The sequence below is a fragment of the Microbacterium sp. ZXX196 genome, from assembly GCF_009709595.1.
GTDB lineage: Bacteria > Actinomycetota > Actinomycetes > Actinomycetales > Microbacteriaceae > Microbacterium > Microbacterium excoecariae.
Genome location: NZ_WMEE01000002.1, coordinates 174,151 through 197,009 on the forward strand (window position 1 = coordinate 174,151; position 22,859 = coordinate 197,009).

General features: G+C 72.4%; 17 protein-coding genes. 12 read left to right on the plus strand and 5 right to left on the minus strand.

Annotated features, from left to right (window positions below; genetic code table 11):
* Nucleotides 1-15 precede the first annotated feature (15 nt).
* Nucleotides 16-480 carry an OsmC family protein gene (locus GJQ66_RS02465; protein WP_155047757.1) on the plus strand — a complete coding sequence of 155 codons (465 nt, stop codon included), beginning with the start codon at nt 16-18 and terminating at the stop codon, nt 478-480.
* 24 nt (nt 481-504) lie between these two features.
* Here GJQ66_RS02465 and GJQ66_RS02470 read toward each other — a convergent pair whose 3' ends face one another.
* Nucleotides 505-1,257 (minus strand): 1-acyl-sn-glycerol-3-phosphate acyltransferase, encoded by a 753-nt coding sequence (locus GJQ66_RS02470; RefSeq protein ID WP_230379230.1) that lies wholly within the window; start codon nt 1,255-1,257, stop codon nt 505-507.
* A gap of 126 nt (nt 1,258-1,383) precedes the next feature.
* Here GJQ66_RS02470 and GJQ66_RS02475 point away from each other — a divergent pair, with 126 nt between their 5' ends.
* The 4 genes from GJQ66_RS02475 to GJQ66_RS02490 all read left to right on the plus strand — a co-directional run bounded on the left by GJQ66_RS02475 (nt 1,384) and on the right by GJQ66_RS02490 (nt 6,385).
* The gene (locus GJQ66_RS02475; RefSeq protein WP_368732573.1) at nt 1,384-2,340 is read left to right on the plus strand and encodes an FKBP-type peptidyl-prolyl cis-trans isomerase; all 957 of its coding nucleotides are present in this window, start codon (nt 1,384-1,386) and stop codon (nt 2,338-2,340) included.
* Between the two features lie 3 nt (nt 2,341-2,343).
* Nucleotides 2,344-3,429 carry a 1-deoxy-D-xylulose-5-phosphate reductoisomerase gene (dxr, locus tag GJQ66_RS02480; protein ID WP_368732574.1) on the plus strand — a complete coding sequence of 362 codons (1,086 nt, stop codon included), beginning with the start codon at nt 2,344-2,346 and terminating at the stop codon, nt 3,427-3,429.
* A gap of 70 nt (nt 3,430-3,499) precedes the next feature.
* On the plus strand, nt 3,500-5,086 hold the full coding sequence (locus GJQ66_RS02485; protein WP_155047912.1) for a Mur ligase family protein: 1,587 nt from the start codon (nt 3,500-3,502) through the stop codon (nt 5,084-5,086).
* Nucleotides 5,087-5,089: 3 nt separating this feature from the next.
* The gene (locus GJQ66_RS02490; RefSeq protein ID WP_155047760.1) at nt 5,090-6,385 is read left to right on the plus strand and encodes an RIP metalloprotease; all 1,296 of its coding nucleotides are present in this window, start codon (nt 5,090-5,092) and stop codon (nt 6,383-6,385) included.
* 2 nt (nt 6,386-6,387) lie between these two features.
* Here GJQ66_RS02490 and GJQ66_RS02495 read toward each other — a convergent pair whose 3' ends face one another.
* On the minus strand, nt 6,388-7,797 hold the full coding sequence (locus tag GJQ66_RS02495; protein WP_155047761.1) for an NAD(P)/FAD-dependent oxidoreductase: 1,410 nt from the start codon (nt 7,795-7,797) through the stop codon (nt 6,388-6,390).
* 21 nt (nt 7,798-7,818) lie between these two features.
* Nucleotides 7,819-9,735 (minus strand): anthranilate synthase family protein, encoded by a 1,917-nt coding sequence (locus tag GJQ66_RS02500; protein ID WP_155047762.1) that lies wholly within the window; start codon nt 9,733-9,735, stop codon nt 7,819-7,821.
* A 210-nt stretch (nt 9,736-9,945) separates the two neighbouring features.
* Between GJQ66_RS02500 and ispG the strand changes: the two genes are divergently transcribed.
* Nucleotides 9,946-11,097: a flavodoxin-dependent (E)-4-hydroxy-3-methylbut-2-enyl-diphosphate synthase gene (gene ispG / locus GJQ66_RS02505; RefSeq protein ID WP_368732575.1), complete on the plus strand. Its 1,152-nt coding sequence runs from the start codon at nt 9,946-9,948 to the stop codon at nt 11,095-11,097.
* On the opposite strand, the gene GJQ66_RS02510 is transcribed toward ispG, so the two are convergent.
* Nucleotides 11,087-12,028, minus strand: a complete 942-nt coding sequence (locus GJQ66_RS02510; protein WP_155047763.1) for an LLM class flavin-dependent oxidoreductase — start codon at nt 12,026-12,028, stop codon at nt 11,087-11,089. The genes ispG and GJQ66_RS02510 overlap by 11 nt on opposite strands.
* A gap of 39 nt (nt 12,029-12,067) precedes the next feature.
* On the opposite strand from GJQ66_RS02510, the gene GJQ66_RS02515 reads away from it, so the two are divergent.
* The 6 genes from GJQ66_RS02515 (at nt 12,068) to rbfA (ending at nt 21,907) form a co-directional block, all read left to right on the plus strand.
* Nucleotides 12,068-13,834, plus strand: a complete 1,767-nt coding sequence (locus tag GJQ66_RS02515; protein ID WP_368732576.1) for a proline--tRNA ligase — start codon at nt 12,068-12,070, stop codon at nt 13,832-13,834.
* A gap of 169 nt (nt 13,835-14,003) precedes the next feature.
* Complete coding sequence (locus GJQ66_RS02520) at nt 14,004-17,096, plus strand: ExeM/NucH family extracellular endonuclease (protein WP_155047764.1); 3,093 nt, start codon at nt 14,004-14,006, stop codon at nt 17,094-17,096.
* A 147-nt stretch (nt 17,097-17,243) separates the two neighbouring features.
* Nucleotides 17,244-18,233 (plus strand): transcription termination factor NusA, encoded by a 990-nt coding sequence (nusA, locus tag GJQ66_RS02525; RefSeq protein WP_155047765.1) that lies wholly within the window; start codon nt 17,244-17,246, stop codon nt 18,231-18,233.
* Between the two features lie 36 nt (nt 18,234-18,269).
* Nucleotides 18,270-18,542, plus strand: coding sequence for a YlxR family protein (locus GJQ66_RS02530; protein ID WP_155047766.1), 273 nt, complete (start codon nt 18,270-18,272; stop codon nt 18,540-18,542).
* Between the two features lie 59 nt (nt 18,543-18,601).
* Entirely contained in the window at nt 18,602-21,364 is a 2,763-nt protein-coding gene (gene infB, locus GJQ66_RS02535) for a translation initiation factor IF-2 (RefSeq protein WP_368732577.1), read from the plus strand.
* Nucleotides 21,365-21,448: 84 nt separating this feature from the next.
* A complete protein-coding gene (rbfA, locus tag GJQ66_RS02540) occupies nt 21,449-21,907 on the plus strand; it encodes a 30S ribosome-binding factor RbfA (protein ID WP_155047768.1) in 459 nt (152 codons plus the stop codon).
* Nucleotides 21,908-21,916: 9 nt separating this feature from the next.
* Here rbfA and GJQ66_RS02545 read toward each other — a convergent pair whose 3' ends face one another.
* Nucleotides 21,917-22,789 carry an A/G-specific adenine glycosylase gene (locus tag GJQ66_RS02545; protein ID WP_155047769.1) on the minus strand — a complete coding sequence of 291 codons (873 nt, stop codon included), beginning with the start codon at nt 22,787-22,789 and terminating at the stop codon, nt 21,917-21,919.
* Nucleotides 22,790-22,859: the final 70 nt, after the last annotated feature.

Below are 22,859 nucleotides of genomic sequence, written 5' to 3' on the forward strand. Positions count from 1 at the left end.
GGCTAGCGTGGCGACATGAGCACCCACCGATACGCCGTCACGACGACCTGGACGGGCGACAGGGGGACCGGTACGAGCGGATACCGCGACTACGCGCGGGACGTCTCCATTCGCGTCGCGGGGAAGCCCGAGCTCGAGGCTTCGGCCGACCGCCCGTTCCGCGGGGATCCCGCGAAGTGGAACCCCGAGGACATGCTCATGGCGGCCCTCAGCGAATGTCACCTGCTGTCCTATCTGCACGCGGCCACGACGCGCGGCGTCGTCGTCACGGGTTACGAGGACGCAGCCGAGGGGGACATGGAGCTGGCGGGCAACGCCGGGCGCTTCACGCGGGTCGTCCTCCGGCCGCGCGTCGTGATCGCCGAGGAGGGAATGCGCCAGGCCGCGGCGGACGCGCACCACGACGCGCACGAGTGGTGCTTCATCGCGAACAGCGTCGCGTTCCCCGTCGAGGTCCGCCCCGAGATCGTCGTCGCCTAGGGCGAGCCGCGCTCGTGCGGAGGATCAGCGGCGCTCGTGCGGCAGGGCCCGCTTGATCTTCTCGACCGTGCTCTGCGCGGGCAGCTCGTTGTAGACCCCCGCGAGCTCCTGGCCGGAGAGCGCGTGGATCGCCGCCATGATCTCGTCGGTCGCGCCGCGCCGGGCGCGACCCGAGGTCGCCGGGCCGTGGTGCGCGAGGTCGAGCGGCGCCCCGAACCGCACCGTCACGCGCTCACGGAGCGACGGCAGCTTCTGGCCCACGGGCATGACCTTGTCGGTGCCGATGAGCCCGATCGGCACCACGGGCGCGCCGGTCTCGAGCGCGAGATACGCCACGCCGGTGCGCCCCTTGTAGAGCCGCCCGTCCCGCGAGCGCGTGCCCTCGGGGTGCAGCGCGATCGCCGCGCCGGAGTGGAGGATCCGCTTCTGCTGGTCGAGCGCGTCCATCGCCGCCTGGCCGACGCCGCGCTCCACGGGCGTGGCGCCGACGGCCGTGAAGAACGTGCGGGACAGCCAGCCCTTCAGCCCCGCGCCCGTGAAGTACTCCGCCTTCGCGAGGAAGTGGACGGGGCGAGGGGCGGCGGCGATCGGGATCGCGATCGAGTCGATGAAGGAGAGGTGGTTGCTCGCGAAGATCACGGGCCCCTCGCGGGGAATGAGATCCTTGCCCTCGACCTGAGGCCGGTAGAGCGCTCGCGCGACGGGGGCGAGGACCATGCGGCCGAAGGTGTACGCCCAGCTCGGCGTCTCTGGGCGGTTCCCCGTCGAATCGGTCATCCCTCCAGGGTACGTCGCGCGCATGCCGCGACAGGAATCCACTCCGGCGCCGAATCGCGGCGGGTCAGCCCATGCATAGCCACAATGCGGCAGGATGGGCGCGTCCGTCCACGAATTGAGGTTTCCGTGCGCCGCCGCTCCCTTGCGATTCTGTCCACCGCCGCCGTCGCGGCGCTCGCCCTTGCCGGGTGCTCCGGCGAGACGCCCGAGGAGGAGCCGGCGACCGAGGCCGCGACGGACCTCTGCGATGCCGCCGCCCCCGCGGGCGACGCGATCGACGCGGTCGAGGTCGACGGCGACTTCGGGTCCCAGGCCACCGTCACGTTCGACGCGCCGCTGGAGATGGACGAAATTGAGACGAAAATCATCACGGAGGGCGAGGGGGACCCGCTCGAGACCGGCGAGTACATCAGCTACGCCGCGACCGTGTTCGACGCCGAGACAGGCGAGAAGGTCGGGGCCGAGGGGTACGAGGCGGGGTCGGCGCTGCCGGCCGCCGTCTCGGCGGACAACATCTTCGGGATGGCGCTCGGCTGCGCGACGCCGGGAACGCGCGTCGCCTTCACGTTCCCCGGTCAGACGACGTCGGACGGCACGGCCTACGCCTCGCAGGTCTACGTCCTGGACTTCTTCGAGACGGTCCCTACCTCCGCGACGGGCGAGGAGCAGGATCCGGTCGACGGCTTCCCGACGGTCGACGTCGCCGAGGACGGGACGCCGAGCGTGACCCTGCCCGAGGACTTCTCCGAGCCCGACGAGACGGAGATCGCCGAGCTCAAGGCGGGCGACGGCGAGACCGTCGAGGACGGGGACACGGTCTTCGTGCAGTACCTCGGCGTGAAGGGATCCGACGGATCCGAGTTCGACTCGAGCTGGTCCCGCGGCGAGCCGACCCAGTTCTCCACGTCGGGCGTCATCGAGGGCTTCACGAAGGCGCTCGTGGGGCAGAAGGTCGGCTCGCAGGTGATCGCAGTGATCCCGCCCGCCGAGGGCTACGGCGCATCGGACGGCAACGAGCTGCAGGACGAGACGCTCGTCTTCGTCGTCGACATCCTCGGCACGCTGCACGCCTCGGAGTCCTGAGCCGTGCGGCGGGTCATCGTCCTCGGGTCGAGCGGCTCGATCGGCACGCAGGCGCTCGACGTTATCCGCCGGGCGGGCGACCGCTTCGAGCTCGTCGGGCTCGCGACCGGCTCGAACGCCGAGGTGCTCGCGCAGCAGGCCGCGGAGTTCGGCGTCGAGCACACGGCCCTCGGCGCCGCCGAGGCCGCGCAGCTCGTGCGGGACGTCGACGCTGACATCGTGCTCAACGGCATCACGGGATCCGTCGGGCTCGGCCCGACCCTCGCGGCGCTCGAGGCGGGCCGCACCCTGGCGCTCGCCAACAAGGAGTCCCTGATCGTGGGCGGGGCGCTCGTGAAGGAGCGCGCCGCGCCCGACCAGATCGTCCCGGTCGACTCCGAACACTCGGCGATCGCCCAGGCCCTCCGCGCCGGCGAGCGCGGCGAGGTCAGCCGGCTCGTCGTCACGGCGTCGGGCGGGCCGTTCCGCGGGCGCACGCGCGCCGAGCTGGCGGACGTCACGCCCGCCGAGGCGCTGCGCCACCCCAACTTCGCGATGGGGCGCGTCATCACGACCAACTCCGCGACGCTCGTCAACAAGGGCCTCGAGGTCATCGAGGCACACCTGCTGTTCGACATCGCGTATGACCGCATCGACGTCGTCGTGCACCCGCAGCAGATGATCCACTCGATGGTCGAATTCCGCGACGGGTCCACGATCGCGCAGGCCGGGCCGCCGCGCATGCTCGTGCCGATCGCGCTCGGCCTGTCCTGGCCCGAGCGCCTGCCCGACGTCGACGTGCCCATCGACTGGACGGCCGCGCAGACGTGGGAGTTCGCACCCCTCGACGACGACGCGTTCCCCGCCGTCCGGCTTGCGCGGCGCGTCGGGCGGGAGGGGCGCACCTTCCCCGCCGTGTACAACGCGGCCAACGAGCAGGCCGTGGAGGCGTTCCACGACGGGGCGATCCGCTTCACCGATATCGTCGACACGGTCGAGGCCGTCGTCGACGCGCACGACGCGCCGGCGGAGCTGACGCTCGACGCGCTCGCCGACGCCGAGGCGTGGGCGCGCCGCGCGGCCGATCAGCGGATCCGCGGGCGGCGCTGAGAGAATCGACCCCGTGACGAGCGAGATCGACCTCACCCAGTTGCCGCGCGTGCGGCGGACCCCTCCGACGATGCTGCGCCCCGAGCGACCCGTCCGGCGTACGCTCGGCGGGCTCGCGGAGCGGGTGGGTGGCGAACTCGTCGGCGCGGCCGACACGCCCGTCACGGGGATCACGCTCTCCTCGACCGACCTCGCCGCCGGCGAGGTATTCGTCGGGGTGCGCGGCGCGAACCGCCACGGGGCGGAGTTCTCCGCGCAGGCCGCCGAGCGCGGCGCGTGCGCGGTGCTCACCGACGCAGACGGCGCCGGCCTCGCCCGCGACGCCGGGCTGCCGGTCGTCGTCGTCGAGGATCCGCGGCTCGTCCTGTCCGACGCCGCGGCGTGGGTCACGGCGACGACGCCCGCGGATCCGCTCCCCCTCCTGCTCGGCACGACGGGGACGAACGGCAAGACGAGCGTCTCCCACCTGCTCGAGGGGCTGCTCACGCAGATCGGCGTCGTCGCGGGCGCCTCGACGTCGGCCGAGCGCGTGGTCGCCGGCGAGCGCGTCGTCGCCGGCCTCACGAGCCCGGAGGCCACCGAGTTTCACGCGCAGCTCGCGCGCATGCGCGAGGCGGGCGTGGAGGCGGTCGCCGTCGAGGTGAGCGCCCAGGCGGTGACCCGGCATCGCGTCGACGGCGTGGTCTTCGACGTCATGGCGTTCACGAACCTCAGCCACGACCACCTCGACGACTACGGCGACATGGAGTCGTACTACCGGGCCAAGGCGCCCCTGTTCGGCGCAGACCGCGCCCGCCGCGCCGTCGTCTCGCTCGACTCGCCGGCGGGCCTGCGCATCGCGCGGGAGGCGGCCGTGCCCGTGACGACGATCGCGTCGCCCGACATCGCGGCGGACGAGGCAGCGGCGCGGTCGGCGGACTGGATCGTCGAGGTGACGCGCGAGCGCCAGCGCGGCACCTCCTTCCGGCTCTCGGGCCCGGGCGGGCGCGTCCTCGAGACGACCGTGCCCGTCATCGGCGCGCACATGGCGGCCAACGCCGGCCTCTGCGTCGTCATGCTGCTGGAGGCGGGGTATGACTGGGAGCGGATCGCGCGCGCACTCGAGCGCGACGGCGGGTTCGTCGCGTGGGTACCGGGCCGCACGCAGCTCGTCTCGGGGGATCGCGGCCCCGCCGTATACGTCGACTTCGGCCACACGCCCGACGCGTTCGAGAAGACCCTCGCGGCGGTGCGGCGCGTTACGCCGGGCCGCGTCGTCATGCTCTTCGGCGCGGACGGCGACCGCGACGCGACCAAGCGCGCGGACATGGGACGCATCGCGGCGCGGGACAGCGACGTCGTGGTCGTCACGGATCACCACCCGCGCCACGAGGACGCTGCGTCCATTCGCGCGCAGCTGATCGCGGGCGCGCGCGCGGCGGATCCGGACCGCGAGCTACACGAGGTCTCGCCGCCCGAGCGCGCGATCGTCCGCGCAGTCTCCCTGGCGGGCGAGGGGGACGCGATCCTCTGGGCGGGTCCGGGGCACCAGAACTACCGCGACATCGAGGGCGTCCAGTGGGGGTACTCGGCACGCGAGCTCGCCCGCCGCGCGCTCGCCGCGGCGGGCTACCCCGCGCCCGCGCGCGTCTGGCCGAACCCGTACGGGGACGACTGACCGATGACCGCCCTCGCCTTCGTCGTCGGCGTTCTCGTGATGCTCGTCGGGCTCGCCCTGTCGATCGCGCTGCACGAGCTCGGCCACATCCTCCCCGCCAAGGCGTTCGGCGTGCGTGTGGGCCAGTACATGATCGGGTTCGGGCCGACGCTTTGGTCGAGGCGCGTGGGCGAGACCGAGTACGGGTTCAAGGCCCTTCCGCTCGGCGGGTTCATCTCGATCGCCGGAATGTACCCGCCGAGCCCCGCGCACGACGCGCGCCGCACGCGGATCTGGTCGGCGCTCGTGCAGGACGCGCGCGCGGCGAACGACGAGACGATCGCGGAGGCGGGCGAGCGCACGCTCTACCGGCAGGCGACGTGGAAGCGCGTCGTCGTCATGCTCGGCGGGCCCGCCATGAACCTCGTGCTCGCGATCGTGACGTTCTCCGTGCTCTTCAGCGGAATCGGCGTCACCCAGTCCACGACGACGGTCGCGTCCGTGTCCGAGTGCGTGCTGCCGGCCGGATCCGCGCAGACCGCGTGCACCGACGCGGATCCCGCGTCCCCTGCCGCGGCCGCGGGCCTCGAGCCGGGGGACGAGATCGTGTCCGTGAACGGCACGGCGACCGCGACGTTCGCCGAGGCGTCAGCCATCATCCGCGACCACCCGGGCGACACGATCGAGGTCGTCGTCGACCGCGACGGCGCGCGAGAGACGCTCCGCGTGACGCCCGTGCTCGCGACCAACACCTACACGAACGCCGCGGGCGACGAGGTCACGGACGAGGTCGGTTTCGTCGGGTTCTCGCCGACGACCGAGCGCGTGCGCCAGCCGCTGACGGCGGGCGCCGAGGCGGCCTTCGAGAACGTCGGGTCGGTCGCGGAGATCATCGTGCAGCTTCCCGTGCGGCTGTACGACACGGCCGTCGACCTGTTGACGGGCGGCGAGCGCGACGCGGACGGCCCGATCAGCGTGATCGGTGTCGGGCGCATCGCGGGCGAGGTAGCGGCGACGGAAGCGCCCATCGTCGATCGCGTCGCGGTCATGCTGGGGCTCATCGGATCCCTCAACATCGCGCTGATGGTGTTCAACCTCATCCCGCTCCTGCCGCTGGACGGCGGTCATGTCGTCGTGGCCCTGTGGGATGGCGCGAAGCGGCTGTTCGCGCGCCTCACGGGGCGGCCCGCGCCGCAGCCGGCCGACGCGACGCGCCTGGTCCCGCTCACGCTCGTCGTCGTCGTGCTGATGATCGGCATGGGCGCGCTGCTGTTCGCGGCCGACATCTTCAACCCGGTCGACCTCTTCGGGTCGGGCTGACCTCAGCCGAGCCGCGCGAGCACGGTGCGGGCGGCGTGCCAGCCCGCCATGCCGTGCACTCCGGGGCCCGGCACCGTCGACGCGGACGTGAGGAAGAGCTGCGGATCCGGCGTCGCCCAGGGCGAAAGGGAGGCGACGGGGCGGGCGAGGAGCTGGCGCATGTCCGCCAGGCCGCCGTCGATCGATCCGCCGATCTCGTTGGCGTTGTGCGCCTCCATCTCGCGGGGCGACATCGTGTGGCGCGCGAGGATCCGCTCGCGGAAACCGGGTGCGAACCGCTCGATCTGATCCTCGATGGCGGCGGTCATGTCCACCTCGCACCCCGCGGGGACATGGCAGTAGGCCCAGAGCGTGTGCTTGCCCGCGGGGGCGCGCGTCGGGTCGGCGGCGGAGGCCTGCGCGGCCAGGACGAAGGGGCGCTCGGGGACGCGGCCACGCGCGACGTCGCGCTCGGCGCGGACGACCTCCGCCGCCGTGCCGCCGAGGTGGACCGTGCCGGCCCTCGCCATGCGCGGATCCGTCCATGGCACGGGGCCGTCGAGCGCCCAGTCGAGCTTGAACACGCCCGCCCCGTAGCGAAAGCGCGCGAGCCGGTGGGCGTAGCGGGCCGGGAAACGGTGGCCCCCGAGCTGCAGCGCCTGGCGGGGCGTGACGTTTAGCAGCACGGCGCGCGCGGAGGGCAGGTCGTCGACGCTGCGGACCCGGTGGCCCGTGACAATCTCCCCGCCGTGGGCGGCGAGCCGGGCGGCGAGCGCGTCCGCGATCGACTGGGAACCGCCGACCGCGACGGGCCAGCCGACGCCGTGCGCGAAGGCGGCGAGGGCGACGCCGACGAGCGCCGTCGCGGGGGCGTGCAGGTCGTTGACGGCGTGCGCCGCCACGCCCGCGATCAGCGCCCGCGTGCGTTCCTCGCGGAGTGCCCGGGTGATCCAGGTCGTCGGCCATACGCTCGTCGCGCCGAGCGCGATGAGATCGGGCGTGAGGTGCAGCGGATCCCCGATCGCGCGCGCGAGCTGCGGCCAGCGCGCCCCGAACGTTCCCATGACCGCGCGCCAGGCTCCGGCGTCCCGGCCGAGGCCCGCGGCTGTGTCGCCCGCGTCGCGGAGGAGGTACGCCGTCTCGCCCGGGCCGACCGGGTGGGCGAGGGGGATCTCCGGGTGGGCGAACGCCAGGCCCTCGCGCTCGAGGCCTAGGCCGCGGAAGGCCGGGCTCGCGAGCGCCATTGGGTGCACCGCCGAGCACACGTCGTGGCGGAAACCGGGGAGCGTGAGCTCCTCGGTGCGCAGGCCGCCGCCGATCCGGTGCTGCGCCTCGAGGACGAGCACCCGCCAGCCGGCCTGCGCCAGCGTCACCGCCGCGACGAGCCCGTTCGGGCCGGCCCCGACGACGACCGCGTCGACGTCGTGTGTCATGCCCTCACGATATCGCTCGGCTCAGGCCGCGGCGTGGGCGACGAGGCGCTCGAGCGTGCGGATCCCGTCGCGCGACAGGATCGACTCGAGGTGCCCCTGCACGCTCGCGAACGCGGGGCCGCGCAGGGCGAACACGTCGCCCGTCGGGCCCGCCGCGATCTCGACCTCGCCCCGCTCGTCGTCGACGAGGAGCGTCTCGCCGGGGCCGACCCGGGCCGTGAAGGTGTTGTAGAAGCCGATCGCCGCCGGCTCGCCGAAGACGTCGATCTCCAGCTGCAACCCCTGGTGCGGGCTGTCGAGCGGCACGACGGGGATCCCGAGCTCGCGGGCGAGCAGCTGGTGGCTGAGGCAGACGGCCACGAGCGGTGCGCGGGCGTCGAGGCGGCGCGCGACGACCTTCCGCAGCCGCGCGATACGCGCGCTCTCGGCGTCCTCGGGGTCGCCGGGGCCCGGGCCCGCGAGCACGATCTCGGCGGCGTCGACCTCCGCATCGGTGGCGGCGTCCCACGGCACGATGCGCACCTCGAGGCCGAGGTGGCGCAGCTGGTGGGCCAGCATCGTCGTGAAGCGGTCCTCCGCGTCGATCACGAGCGCGCTCCGGCCCGCGAGCGGGCGGGCGGCGCCGGGCTGCTCGTCGAGCCAGAAAGGCGCGAGCCGCGCATTCCGCGACGCGAGCAGCTCGGCGATCTCGGGATCCTCCGCGAGCGGGGTGCGCGCGGATCCAGGCGCGTCGTCGTCGCTCCCCGCGACGGTCGTGACGGCGCGCGGGATGGCGCCGATCGCGCCGAGCACGCCCGCGGCCTTGCCGTGCGTCTCGGCCACCTCGCCGTAGGGGTCGCTGTGCCGCACGAGGGTCGCGCCGGCGGGGACGCGGAGCGTGCCGTCCACGACGTAGGCCGTGCGGATGAGGATCGGCGCGTCCAGGTCGTGCCCGCCCGCGCGGGGCGTGAACAGCGCGGCGACCCCCGAGTAGTACCCGCGCGGGGTCGTCTCGTGGCGGCGGATGACGGCGCACGCGTTCTGCATCGGGGATCCCGTGACCGTCGGCGCGAACATCGTCTCGCGGAGGATGTCGCGCGGGTCGAGCCGCGAGGTGCCGCGCAGGACGTACTCGGTGTGCGTCAGGCGCGACATCTCCTTGAGGTGCGGTCCTGTGATGCGGCCGCCGTCGCTGCACACGGCGCTCATCATCTTGAGCTCCTCGTCCACGACCATGAAGAGCTCCTCCGTCTCCTTCGCGTCGCGGAGGAACGCGCCGAGGCTCTCGCGCGTCGCCCCGCCGGCGGGGTGACGGAAGGTGCCGGAGATGGGGTTCATCGTCACGACGCGGCTGTCGCCCGAGCGCTCGGCCGTGACGTGCGCCTCGGGGCTCGCGCCGACGGCGACGTGGCCGTCCGTGACGATCGCGAAGGTCCAGTACGCGCCGCGCTCGTGCTCGAGGAGGGCGCGGAACCACGTGAGCGCGGCGACGCGCGGATCCGCCTCCACGCGCGCGGTGTAGTCGCGGCGGATGACGAAGTTGGCGCCCTCGCCCCGCCCGATCTCGTCCCGGATGACGGTGCGCACGATCTCGGCGTAGGACTCGTCGTCGATGTCGAAGCCCGCGTCGGCGAGGGGGACCTCCTCCGACGGGAGGGCCGCGATGACGTCGGCCGAGCGGAACTCCTCGCGCGAGCGCACGACGAGGCAGCGCAGCGGGGCGCCGTCGTCGTGCGCGTCGTACCCGCGCTCGGTGACCTGGCGGAACGGCACCATCGCGAGCACCTCCTGGCCGGCGCCGTCGGGCGCGGTCAACGGGATGTCGGCGAGGGCCGGCACATCGATCACGTCGCCGCGCAGCAGCTCGACGGTGTCCGCACCGTCCCGCGCGATGAGCGCGAACGGCTGGGAGGGATCCGCGGCGAGCGCGGCGAACAGGTCGGCGGTCTCAGAAGACATCGGGTGCTCACTTCGATAGCGGGGCGGAGGTCCCGCACATACGCGAAACGACCGCCGGATGGACGGTCGTTCTCGACATTCGCGAAAAGGGGGCCGCCGTCTTAGGCGGGCCACCAGGCAGTCTTCGCGAACACGTGACAGACGCTACACACTCGCTGTGGATCCCTGCAACTGAGGAGCCGCTCCGCCCTCCCGGCGTAGTCTGGTTCCGTGCCTGCAGTCAACATCGGAATGCCCCGCGTCCCCGAGACCCTCGCCCCGCGGCGGAAGTCGCGGCAGATCAACGTCGGCAAGGTGAAGGTCGGCGGCAACGCCCCCGTCTCCGTGCAGTCGATGACGACGACGAAGACGCACGACATCAACGCGACGCTGCAGCAGATCGCGGAGCTCACGGCGTCCGGGTGCGAGATCGTGCGCGTTGCGTGCCCGACGGACAAGGACGCCGAGGCGCTGAAGATCATCGCGATGAAGAGCCAGATTCCGGTCATCGCGGACATCCACTTTCAGCCGAAGTACGTCTTCGAGGCGATCGACGCGGGCTGCGGTGCGGTCCGCGTAAACCCCGGCAACATCCGCAAGTTCGACGACAAGGTCGGCGAGATCGCGAAGGCCGCGAAGGACGCGGGAGTCAGCCTGCGCATCGGCGTAAACGCGGGCTCGCTCGACCGCCGGCTCCTGGAGAAGTACGGCAAGGCGACGCCCGAGGCGCTCGTCGAGTCGGCGGTGTGGGAGGCGTCGCTGTTCGAGGAGCACGACTTCCACGACTTCAAGATCTCCGTCAAGCACAACGACCCGGTCGTGATGGTCAAGGCCTACCGCCAGCTCGCCGAGCGGGGCGACTGGCCCCTGCACCTCGGCGTCACGGAGGCCGGGCCGGCGTTCCAGGGCACGATCAAATCGGCGACCGCCTTCGGGATCCTCCTCAGCGAGGGCATCGGCGACACGATCCGCGTCTCGCTCTCGGCCCCGCCGGCCGAGGAGGTCAAGGTGGGTCACCAGATCCTGCAGTCGCTCAACCTGCGCGAGCGCACGCTCGAGATCGTGTCGTGCCCCTCGTGCGGGCGCGCCCAGGTCGACGTCTACACGCTCGCGGAGAACGTCACCGAAGGCCTCAAGGACATGACGGTGCCGCTGCGCGTCGCCGTCATGGGGTGCGTCGTGAACGGCCCGGGCGAGGCGCGCGACGCAGACCTCGGCGTCGCGAGCGGCAACGGCAAGGGCCAGATCTTCGTCAAGGGCGAGGTCATCAAGACCGTCCCCGAGGCCGACATCGTGCAGACCCTCATCGAGGAGGCGAACCGGATCGCCGACGAGATGGGGCCGGACGCCCAGGTCGGCACCGCTCAGGTCATCACGAGCTGACGCCCGCGTCGCCGGGCCCGGCCGGAACATTGGCGTCCGCGACGAACGGCCGGGCGACCTCCGCGAAGAACCAGCCGCCCGCGTCCGCGACCTCGGCGGCCGAGGAGCACGCCGTGGCGGGCAGGATGAACTCGTCCACGCCCGCCTCCCGGTAGGCGCCCATGGCGTCCACCAGCTGCGCCGCGGATCCGCCGATCGCCGGGCGGCCCTTCTCGGCGACGGCCTGGGCGCGCTCCGCGTCGCCCGGGAACACGAGGGCCTGCGTCGAGCGGTGCAGGGAGCGTGGCTCGCGCCCCGCGGCCTCGAGCGCGTCGGTGAAGATCGCGTTCTTGGGGCCGTACTGCTCGGGCATCGACCAGAAGTTCCACTCGTCGGCGTACCGCGCGACGAGGCGGGGCATGACCTTCTCGCCCTTGCCGCCCACGAGGATCGGCAGGCGCGCGTGCGGCCGCGGGTGAAGGCTCGCGCGCTCGAGGTGGTAGCGCTCGCCGGAGAATGACACGCTCTCCTCGTCGCGGAGGCCCGTCCAGATCTCGAGCGCCTCGCGGAACCAGCGGATCCGGCTCGGCACGTCGCCGTAGTCGATGCCGAAAGCGCGGTGCTCGTTCTCCTGCCACCCCGCGCCGACGCCGAGGACGAAGCGACCGTCGGCGATGTCGGAGAGCGCCGCCGCCTGCTTCGCGACGACGCCGGGGTGGCGGTAGGTGTTGCCGAGCACCATCGAGCCGATCCGCACGCGCTCCGTCACGGCGGCGAGCGCGGCGAGCTGCGTGAGGCACTCGCCGCGCGCCCCGTCGTTCGGCTCGGGGGTGTTGTCCATGAAGTGGTCCTCGAGCCAGAGGCCGTGCCAGCCGGTGCCCTCCGCGTCCAGGGCAGCGGCGCGCAGCTCGGACCAGGGCAGGTGTGCGGGCAGCCAGAGCGAGAACTTCATGCGCTCAGGCTAGCCGCCGGCACGGCCTAGACTCGGTGCGTGGTCACCCGTCTCTCCCAGCTCTTTGTCCGCACCCTCCGCGAGGACCCGTCCGACGCGGAAGTGCGCAGCCATCGCCTCCTCGTCCGCGCCGGATACATTCGGCGCCAGGCGCCGGGCATCTTCGCGTGGCTCCCGCTCGGGCTGCGGGTGAAGGCCAAGCTCGAGCAGATTGTGCGCGAGGAGATGGCCGCCGCGGGCGCGCAGGAGGTGCACTTCCCGGCCCTCATGCCGCGCGAGCCCTATGAGCAGACGGGCCGGTGGGATGAGTACGGCGACGCGCTGTTCCGCCTGAAGGACCGCAAGGACGCCGATTACCTGCTCGCGCCGACGCACGAGGAGGCGTTCACCCTGCTCGTGAAGGACCTGTACACCTCGTACAAGGACCTGCCGCTGACGCTGTTCCAGATCCAGGACAAGTACCGCGACGAGGCGCGCCCGCGCGCCGGCCTGCTGCGCGGCCGCGAGTTCACGATGAAGGACGCCTACTCGTTCGACTACACGGACGCGGGGCTCGACGCGAGCTACCAGGCCCAGCGCGACGCGTACGAGCGCATCTTCACGCGCCTCGGCGTCGAGTACGCGATCGTCCAGGCCGACGCCGGCGCGATGGGCGGATCCCGGAGTGAGGAGTTCCTGCACCCGACGCCCGTCGGCGAGGACACGTTCGTGCGCAGCGCGGGCGGGTACGCCGCCAACGTCGAGGCGTTCACGACGCTCGCGCCCGAGCCGCGCTCCGTCGAGGGGCGCCCCGAGGCCGTGGTGTTCGATTCGCCGGGAACGAGGACGATCGACACGCTCGTCGCGCATGCGAACGAGGTCGTCGACGGCGCGCCCGAGGGCGGCTGGACAGCGGCGGACACCCTGAAGAACGTCGTCCTGGCCCTCGTTCACCCGAACGGCGAGCGCGAGCTCGTCGTCGTGGGCATTCCCGGCGACCGCGAGGTCGACGACAAGCGCGCCGAGGTCGCCTTCGCGCCCGCCGAGGTCGAGCCCGCCACGCCCGAGGACTTCGCGCGTCACCCCGGCCTCGTGCGCGGCTTCATCGGGCCGTGGTCGGCCGCCGGTCCCGTCCTCGGCGAGACGTCTGCCACGGGGATTCGCTACCTCGTCGACCCGCGCGTGGTCAGCGGATCCGCCTGGATCACCGGCGCGAACACGCCGGACGCCCACGTGCACGGGCTGATCGCGGGGCGCGATTTCGTCGCCGACGGCACGGCCGAGGTGGCGAGCGTGCGCGCCGGCGACCCTGCTCCCGACGGATCCGGACCGGTGGAGCTCGCGCGCGGCATGGAGATCGGTCACGTCTTCCAGCTCGGCCGCAAGTACGCCGAGGCGCTGGGACTCAAGGTCCTCGACGAGAACGGCAAGCAGGTCACGGTCACGATGGGCTCCTACGGCATCGGCGTGACGCGCGTGCTGGCGATCCTCGCGGAGCTGCTGAGCGACGACCGCGGCCTCATCTGGCCCGAGCAGATCGCGCCCTTCGACGTTCACGTGGTCGCCACGGGTAAGGGGCAGGAGGCCTATGACCTCGCCGAGGAGCTGGTCGGCGCGCTCGAGGCCGCCGGCCGCGACGTGCTCCTCGACGATCGGCCCAAGGCCTCGCCCGGCGTGAAGTTCGGAGACGCGGAGCTCATCGGTGTACCGCAGCTCGTCGTCGTGGGCCGCGGCGCCGCGAACGGCGAGGTCGAGCTGTGGAATCGCCGCTCGGGCGATCGCGAGACGATGCCGCTCGCCGAGGCCGTGTCGCGCCTGACCGCGTGACACGCCCGCGGCGGGCGGGCACCACCCGCCGATAATCCCCCGTGACCGGGGGAGTTTCCCTCGCGTCCATATCGCGGAAAGGCGCCGGAAACGATTCGCTGGAACGCTCGGCGGGTCGCCCGATTGCTCCGGCGCCACTTCCGTCATCGACACGAGGGATCCCTTTCGTATGTCTTCGAAGACCCGTCTTCACGCGCGCCGCGGCGCCGCGGTCCTGGCCGGCGCCGGGCTCGCGGCGGGCGGCGCGCTCGCCGTTCCCGCAGTGGCCGCGGCCGACACCACCGGCACCGGCCTCGTCATCAGCGAGGTCTACGGAGGGGGCGGCAACAGCGGCGCCCCGCTCTCGAACGACTTCGTCGAGCTGTTCAACCCGACCGGCGACGCGATCGAGCTGTCGGGCCTCAGCCTCGAGTACAAGTCGGCGTCGGGCGGCTCCGGCGGCTCGCTCGCGCTCGAGGGCTCCGTCGCCGCCGGAGGATACTTCCTCGTGCAGCTCGCGTCCGGCGCGAACGACCCGCAGTCGTTGCCGACCCCGGACCAGACCGGATCCCTCGCGCTCGCGGGCGCGAACGGACGGGTCTATCTCTACGAGGGCACGGGCGGCTTCTCCGACGCGACGGGCGACATCGCGGGCGAGGCGGGCCTCGTCGACATGGTCGGCTACGGCTCGGCGGCCTCGTTCGAGACGGCGGCCGCGCCGGGCCTCAGCAACTCCACGAGCGCGGGCCGGGCCGCCACGGGCGCGGACACGGACGACAACTCGGCCGACTTCACGGCGGGCGCGCCCACCCCGGTCAACTCCGCCGGCGAGACCGTCGGGGATTCCTCGGGCGAGCCGGAGGACCCGGAGGAGCCGACCCCCGCGACCGAGGCGACGATCGCCGAGGTGCAGGGCACGGGCCAGGCCTCGCCGATGCAGGGGCAGACCGTGACGGTCGAGGGCGTCGTGACGGCCGACTGGCGCGAGGGCGGCTTCAACGGCTTCACGATGCAGGATCCGGCGGGCGACCCCGACGACGGCGCGTCCGACGCGATCTTCGTCTGGGGCAACAGCGCGCGCGCCGAGATCGGGCAGAGCGTCCGCGTGACGGGGGCTGTCAGCGAGTACAACGGCCTCACGGAGATCTCGGTCGACCAGATCGAGGTGCTCGGCGAGGACCTCGGAGAGGTCGTGCCGGTGACCGACTGGGCGATGGTCGCCACCGAGGAGGGCAAGTCGGCGCACCAGAGCGAGCTCGTGCAGCTCGACGCGCCCTTCACGGTCACGGACAACTACGACGCCAACTTCTACGGGTCGTTCGGCCTCGCGTACGGCGAGGACACGCTCGTCCAGCCCACCTCGTACATCGACCCGCACGACACGGACGCGATCGACGCGGCCTACACGGAGATCGCGAACGCGTCGATCACGCTCGACGACGCGCGCAGCACGAACTTCTCGAGCAACGCCGACCAGCCGCTGTCGTACCTCACGCTCGACAACCCCGTGCGCGTCGGATCCGCCGTCACGTTCGAGGCGCCGCTCGTGCTCGACTACCGGTACGGAGCTTGGTCGCTCCAGCCCACGACCCCGATCTCGGGCGACGGATCCGAGTTCGTCACCTTCAGCGACGAGCGCGCGGCGAACGCCGCGCCGGAGAGCGTCGGGGGCGACATCACGTTCGCGACGTTCAACGTCCTGAACTACTTCCCGACCACGGCCGAGGAGTTCGTGGCGGAGGGGCTCGGCACCTGTACCACCTACGACGACCGCGAGGGCACCCCGATCGGCGCGAACCGCTGCGAGCCGAACGGCCCGCGCGGCGCCGCGACCGAGGAGAGCTTCGAGCGTCAGGAGGCGAAGATCGTCGACGCCATCAGCGCGACGGGCGCCTCGATCGTCTCGCTCGAGGAGATCGAGAACTCGGTGCACTACGGCAAGGACCGCGACTTCGCCGTCGCGACCCTTGTCGACGCGCTCAACGAGAAGGACGGCGCGGGCGTCTGGTCGTACGCACAGAGCCCGGCCGAGGTGCCCGCGGACGAGGACGTCATCCGCAACGCCTTTATCTTCCGCACGGCCGACGTCGACCTCGTCGGCGAGTCGCACATCCTCGTGGACGACCCGGCCTTCGACAACGCCCGCGAGCCGCTGTTCCAGGCCTTCACGGCCGAGGGGGCGTCCGAGGACGAGGCCTTCCTCGTGTCCGCGAACCACTTCAAGTCGAAGGGATCCGGCACTGACGACGGCACGGGCCAGGGCAACGCCAACCCGGACCGAGTGGCGCAGGCCGAGGCGCTTGTCGCCTTCACAGCCGAGGTGCAGGACGCCACGGGCATCGACGCCGTGTTCCTCGCCGGTGACTTCAACGCCTACGCGGCGGAGGACCCGGCCCGGACCATCGAGGCGAGCGGGTTCACGAACCTGAACTACGCGCTGAACGGCGGCGAGGCGACGTACAACTACGACGGCCTCGACGGATCGCTCGACCACGTGTTCGCGAACGAGGAGGCGCTGGCGCTCGTCACGGACGTCGACGTGTGGCAGATCAACGCGCAGGAACAGGTCGGCTTCGAGTACAGCCGCTACAACTACAACGCCACGCTCCTGTACGACGACTCGGTCTTCCGGGCGAGCGACCACAACCCGATCATCGTCGGCCTCGACCTCGCGGCCCCGTCCGACGGCGGCGCCGGGTCCGGCTCGGACGGTACGGCCGAGGGCTCCGGCACGGCCGAGGGCTCGGGATCCGCGGACGGTTCCGGCTCGGCCGAGGGCTCGGGATCCGCGAACGGTTCCGGCGCGGCGAACGGCTCGGGCTCCGCGAACGGGGCGGGCTCCGCGAGCGGGTCGGGCCAGGGTACGACCCCCGGCGCCGCGGTGCCGCCGTCGGTCGCCGACCTGACTGAGGACGCGCGCGGGGTCGCCGAGCAGGCCCTCGAGGCCGCGCCGGGGCAGGATGTGTCGATCACGGTCGGCCGCGCGTACGCCGGTCAGACGGTCGCGGGCTGGCTCTTCAGCGACCCGATCGCCCTCGGCGAGGCGATCGTGACCGCCGACGGTCAGGCCACCTTCGCGATCCCCGCGGACGCGCCGGCGGGCGAGCACCGCCTCGTCGTCACGGACGCCTCGGGCGAGGTCATCGCGTGGGCGGATCTCACGATCGCCGAGCCGGGCGACCTCCTCGCCACGGGCGGCAGCGTCTCGCTCGCCGCGGGCATCGCCGGCCTGCTGCTCCTAGCCGCGGGCGCGACGCTCGCGATCCGTCGCCGCCTCGCCTGAGCCGAGCGACACCGCGCCCCGTCTCCCCGACCCGGGGAGGCGGGGCGCGCCGCGTAGGGCGGGCGCTCGGGAACGGTCGGGTATCGTCGTGGGGTACGGCGTCGCTGACCTTGCGCGCGCCGGGAGAGCTGAATAGGGAGGCTGTACATGGACATCGACCTCGCACTTCTGCGCTCGATCGAGCGCGAGAAGGAGATCCCGTTCGATGAGCTGGCCGAGATCGTCGAACAGGCCGTGCTCACCGCCTTCGCGAAGCACGTCACGCAGACGGGCGACCTCCCGGAGGGCGCGCGCGCCGAGCTGGACCGCAAGACCGGCCACGTGGCCGTGCTCGTCCCCGTCACGGACGACGAGGGGGCGGTCGTCGGCGAGGAGGAGCAGAATCCCGAGGACTTCGGGCGCATTGCGGCGTACGCGGCCAAGCAGGTCATCAGCCAGCGCCTCCGTGACATCGCCGACGACGCCGTCCTCGGCGAGTTCCGCGGCAAGGAGGGCGACATCGTCGCCGGCGTCGTGCAGCAGGGCCCGAACCCGCGCATGATCCACGTGGATCTCGGCACCGTCGAGGCCATCCTCCCGCCCGAGGAGCAGGTGCCGGGGGAGGAGTACGCGCACGGATCCCGGATCCGCGTCTACGTCACGAGCGTCTCGCGCGGCACGAAGGGGCCGGCGATCACGGTCTCGCGCACGCACCCGGGCCTGGTCCGCAAGCTGTTCGCCATGGAGGTTCCCGAGATCGCTTCCGGCCTCGTGGAGATCACCTCGCTGGCGCGCGAGGCGGGCCACCGCACGAAGATGGCGGTGACGGCGCGCGACGAGTCCATCAACGCCAAGGGCGCGTGCATCGGGGAGCTCGGTCGGCGCGTGCGCGCGGTGCAGGACGAGCTTGCCGGCGAGAAGATCGACATCGTCGACCACGACGACGACCTCGCCACCTTCGTCGCCCACGCGCTTTCACCCGCCAAGGTCACGTCGAGCTTCGTCCTCGACGAGAAGACCAAGGCCGTGCGCGCCCTCGTGCCCGACTACCAGCTGTCGCTCGCGATCGGCAAGGAGGGGCAGAACGCCCGCCTCGCCGCCAAGCTGACCGGCGCGAAGATCGACATCCAGCCCGACAGCATCCTCGAGGACGATTGACCCCCGGGCGGGGCCGCCCCGGCGGGGGCGTGTAGGATGGATCCCGTACGAACGTGCGTCGGTTGTCGCGCGCGTGCCTCCCGATCCGCCCTTCTGCGGGTCGTTCACACCGAATCCCGCCTCGTCGTCGACGACGGTGGATCGATGCCGGGGAGGGGCGCGTGGGTGCACCCTCGGCGCTCGTGCGTGGAGCTGGCTCTCCAGCGCCGCGCGTTCGTGCGAGCACTCCGTGTGCCGGGGCCACTCGACACGCAGACACTCGAGGAACGGCTGAATAGCTATGGAAATCAAGTGAACGGCTCGAAATGAGACCCGTCCGCCTCTAGAGGTCTGCCCTGTCTGGGGCAGATCGCCCAGACAGGAGAATTGTGGCAAAACCACGCGTACATGAGATCGCGGCCGAGCTCGGCGTCGACAGCAAGACGGCGCTCGCGAAGCTGAAGGAGCTCGGCGAGTTCGTCAAGAGCCCCTCGTCGACCGTCGAGCCGCCCGTCGCCCGCAAGCTGCGGGCCGCCTTCGCGACGGAGGGCGACGCGAAGCCGGCCGCCGCCGCGCCGAAGCCCGGCGCCCGTCCGACCCCCGCGCGCCCCGGCGCGCAGCGGGGTCCGAAGCCCGGCGCCCCGAAGCCGGGCGCGCAGAAGCCGGCCGCCGCGACGCCCGCGCCGCAGGCGGAGGCGCCCGCGGCGCCGAAGCCCGACGCCCGCGGCCCGCGCCCCGGCCAGGGCGCCCCGAAGCCCGGCCAGGCCGCGCCGTCGGCCCCGAAGCCGAGTTCTGCCCCGAAGCCGGGCCAGGCCCCGGCCTCCTCGGCTCCCACGCCCGGTTCGTCCGCGCCCTCCCCGGGCCAGCCGCGCCCCGGCAACAACCCGTTCGCGTCGTCGCAGGGTATGGGCAAGCGCCCGGGCGGCCCCCGCCCCGGCAACAACCCGTTCGCGTCGTCGCAGGGCATGGGCCAGCGTCCCTCGCCCGGCAACATCCCGCGTCCCCCGAAGCCGCAGGCCCCGCGCCCCGGCGCGCCGAAGCCGGGTCGTCCCGGCGGCGGCCGCGGTCGCCCCGGTGCCGGCGGTGGCCGTCCGGGCGGAGCCCCGTTCCAGCAGCGCCCGGGTGGCGCGGGCGGGAGCCTCCCGGGTCGTCCCGGCGGCGGCTTCGCCGGTCGTCCCGGCCCCGGTGGCCGCCGCGGCGGCACGGCGGGTGCGTTCGGAAAGGGGGGCGGCAAGTCCAAGCAGCGCAAGTCGCGCCGGGCCAAGCGCCAGGAATTCGAGATGCGGCAGGCGCCCGTCGTCGGCGGCGTCAAGGTCCCGAAGGGCGACGGCAACACGATCGTTCGCATGCGCCGCGGCGCCTCGATCGCGGACTTCGCCGAGAAGCTCGAACAGATGCACGGCGTGCCCGTGCAGCCGGGCAACCTCGTCACGGTGCTCTTCCACCTCGGTGAGATGGCGACCGCGACGGAGTCGCTCGACGAGTCGACGTTCGAGGTGCTGGGCGCCGAGATCGGCTACAAGGTCGAGATCGTCTCGCCGGAGGACGAGGACAAGGAGCTCCTCGAGAGCTTCGGCCTCAACCTCGAGCAGGAAGAGCTCGAGGAGGACGACGAGAACCTCGAGATCCGTCCCCCCGTGGTCACGGTCATGGGCCACGTCGACCACGGTAAGACGCGACTGCTGGACGCGATCCGGAACACCTCGGTGATCGAGGGCGAGGCCGGTGGCATCACGCAGCACATCGGTGCGTACCAGATCTGGACCGAGCACGACGGTCACGACCGCGCGGTCACGTTCATCGACACCCCGGGTCACGAGGCCTTCACGGCCATGCGCGCCCGCGGTGCCGACGTCACCGACATCGCGATCCTCGTGGTCGCGGCCGACGACGGCATCATGCCGCAGACGGTGGAGGCGCTGAACCACGCCCAGGCGGCGAACGTGCCGGTCGTCGTGGCCGTCAACAAGGTGGACAAGCCGGACGCCAACCCCGCCAAGGTGCGCTCCCAGCTCACCGAGTACGGGCTGGTCGCCGAGGAGTACGGCGGCGACGTCATGTTCGTCGACGTGTCGGCGATCAAGGGCCAGGGCATCCAGGACCTCCTGGACGCCGTGCTCCTGACGGCCGACGCCGGCCTCGACCTGCGCGCGAACCCGAACAAGGAGGCGCGCGGCGTCGCGATCGAGGCGAAGCTCGACAAGGGCCGCGGATCCGTCGCGACCGTCCTCGTCCGGGGCGGCACGCTGCGCGTCGGCGACCCGATCGTGGCCGGCACGGCGTACGGCCGCGTGCGCGCCATGATCGACGAGCACGGCGAGCGCGTGCAGGAGGCGGCTCCGTCGCGTCCCGTCCAGGTGCAGGGCCTCAACTCGGTTCCGCGAGCGGGCGACCTGTTCCTCGTCACCGAGGACGACCGCACCGCGCGTCAGATCGCCGAGAAGCGCGAGGCGGTCGAGCGCAACGCGGCCCTCGCGAAGGCCCGCAAGCGCATGTCGCTCGAGGACTTCACGAAGGCGCTCGAGGAGGGCAAGGTCGAGTCGCTCAACCTCATCATCAAGGGTGACGTGTCGGGTGCCGTCGAGGCGCTCGAGGAGTCGCTCATGAAGATCGAGGTGGACGACAGCGTGCAGCTGCGGATCATCCACCGCGGCGTCGGTGCGATCACCGAGAGCGACATCAACCTCGCCACCATCGACAACGCCATCGTGCTGGGCTTCAACGTGCGGCCCGACACGAAGGCGCGCGAGGCCTCGGCCCGCGAGGGTGTCGACGTGCGCTTCTACAACGTCATCTACAACGCGATCGACGACGTCGAGGCATCGCTCAAGGGCATGCTCAAGCCGGAGTTCGAGGAGGCCCAGGCGGGTCTCGCCGAAATCCGCGAGGTGTTCCGTTCGTCGAAGTTCGGCAACATCGCGGGTGTCATCGTCCGCAGCGGAACGATCACGCGCAACGCCAAGGCGCGCATCATCCGCGACGGCGTCGTGCTCGCCGATGGCCTGGCGATCGAGTCGCTGCGCCGCTTCAAGGACGACGTCACCGAGGTCCGCACGGACTTCGAGGCGGGTATCGGCCTCGGCAAGTACAACGACATCCAGGTCGGCGACGAGATCGAGACGATCGAGATGGTGGAGAAGCCGCGCGACTGATCGCGTAGCCTCTCACTCAGCTGAAGGATCCGCCGGGCGGCCCGCGAGGGCCGCCCGGCGCGACCGTCCCGGAAGGGGAACATTATGGCCGGATTCGAGCGTCGCGCCCGCGTGGCCGACCGCATCAGGGTGATCCTCTCGGAGCGTCTCCAGAAGGGGCTGCGGGATCCCCGCCTCGGCTTCGTGACGATCACCGACGTGCGGGTGACGGGCGATCTCCAGAACGCGAGCGTCTTCTACACCGTGTACGGCACCGACGAGGAGCTGGCGGGCACGCAGGCCGCGCTGAACGCGGCGACGGGCATGCTACGCAGCGAGGTGGGCCGCCACCTCAACACGCGGCTCACGCCGAGCCTCGAGTTCATCCCGGACGCCCTCCCGGAGGAGGCGTCGCACCTGACCGAGCTCCTGCGTCGCGCGCGCGAGCAGGACGAGCAGGTGCACGGGCTGGCGCAGAACGCGACCTACGCCGGCGAGGCGGATCCGTACCGTCACGAGGACGAGGACGAGGACGAGGCCGACCCAGACGCCCGCGAGGGCTGAGGTCGCGCCCTACGACGGCAGGCCGACGAGCTCGCCGTCAGCGACGAGGAGCCCGTCGCGGAGGAGGGATCCGATCGCCCGCTCGCGCTGGGCGTCGTCGTGCCAGTCCACGAGCATGGCGGCGCGCGGCATCGGCTCGGGCGCGGCGTCCCGCACGGCGCGCATCGCGGCGCCGCGCGCCTGCCGGTCGCTGCCCTCGTATCGCGCCTGGCGCCGGCGCGCGTCGGGGGTGACGGGCGAGCCCGCGCGCACCCACGCGCACGCGTCTCGGATGGGGCACGCGTCGCAGCGCGGGGCGCGGGCCGTGCAGATTGTCTGACCGAGCTCCATCACTGCCGCATTCATGACGGCCGCGTCGCCGTCGTCCTCGGGGAGCAGCGCGGACATGGCCGCGAGGTCGCGGCGGTGGGCGGCGTCGGGGTGCTGCCGCCCGGTGACGGCGCGCGCGATGACGCGGCGCGTGTTCGTGTCGACGACGGGGTGGCGGTCGCCGTAGGCGAACACCGCGACCGCGCGCGCGGTGTAGTCGCCGATTCCGGTGAGCGCCAGCAGCTGGTCGACGTCCCGCGGCACCACGCCGTCGTGGCGATCGCGGATCTCGCGCGCCGCGGCGTGCAGCCAGAGCGCGCGCCGGGGGTAGCCGAGGTTCTGCCACATCGCGACGGCCTCGCCCGCCGGCGCGGCCGCGAGCGCGCTCGGCGTCGGCCAGCGCTCCAGCCAGGCGTCGAGGAGCGGGATGACGCGCGCGACGGGCGTCTGCTGCAGCATGAACTCGCTGACGAGCGTGCCCCACGCGCCGAATCCCTCCCGGCGCCACGGCAGGTCCCGCTGCGCGTCGCGATACCAGGGAACGAGGACCGCGGCGAGGTCGGGGGAGGGCATCCGTCCATCGTATGCGCAGGCGATCGTGACCGAACGGTTGCCAAATCGAGGGCGTTCGTGATCGTCCTGT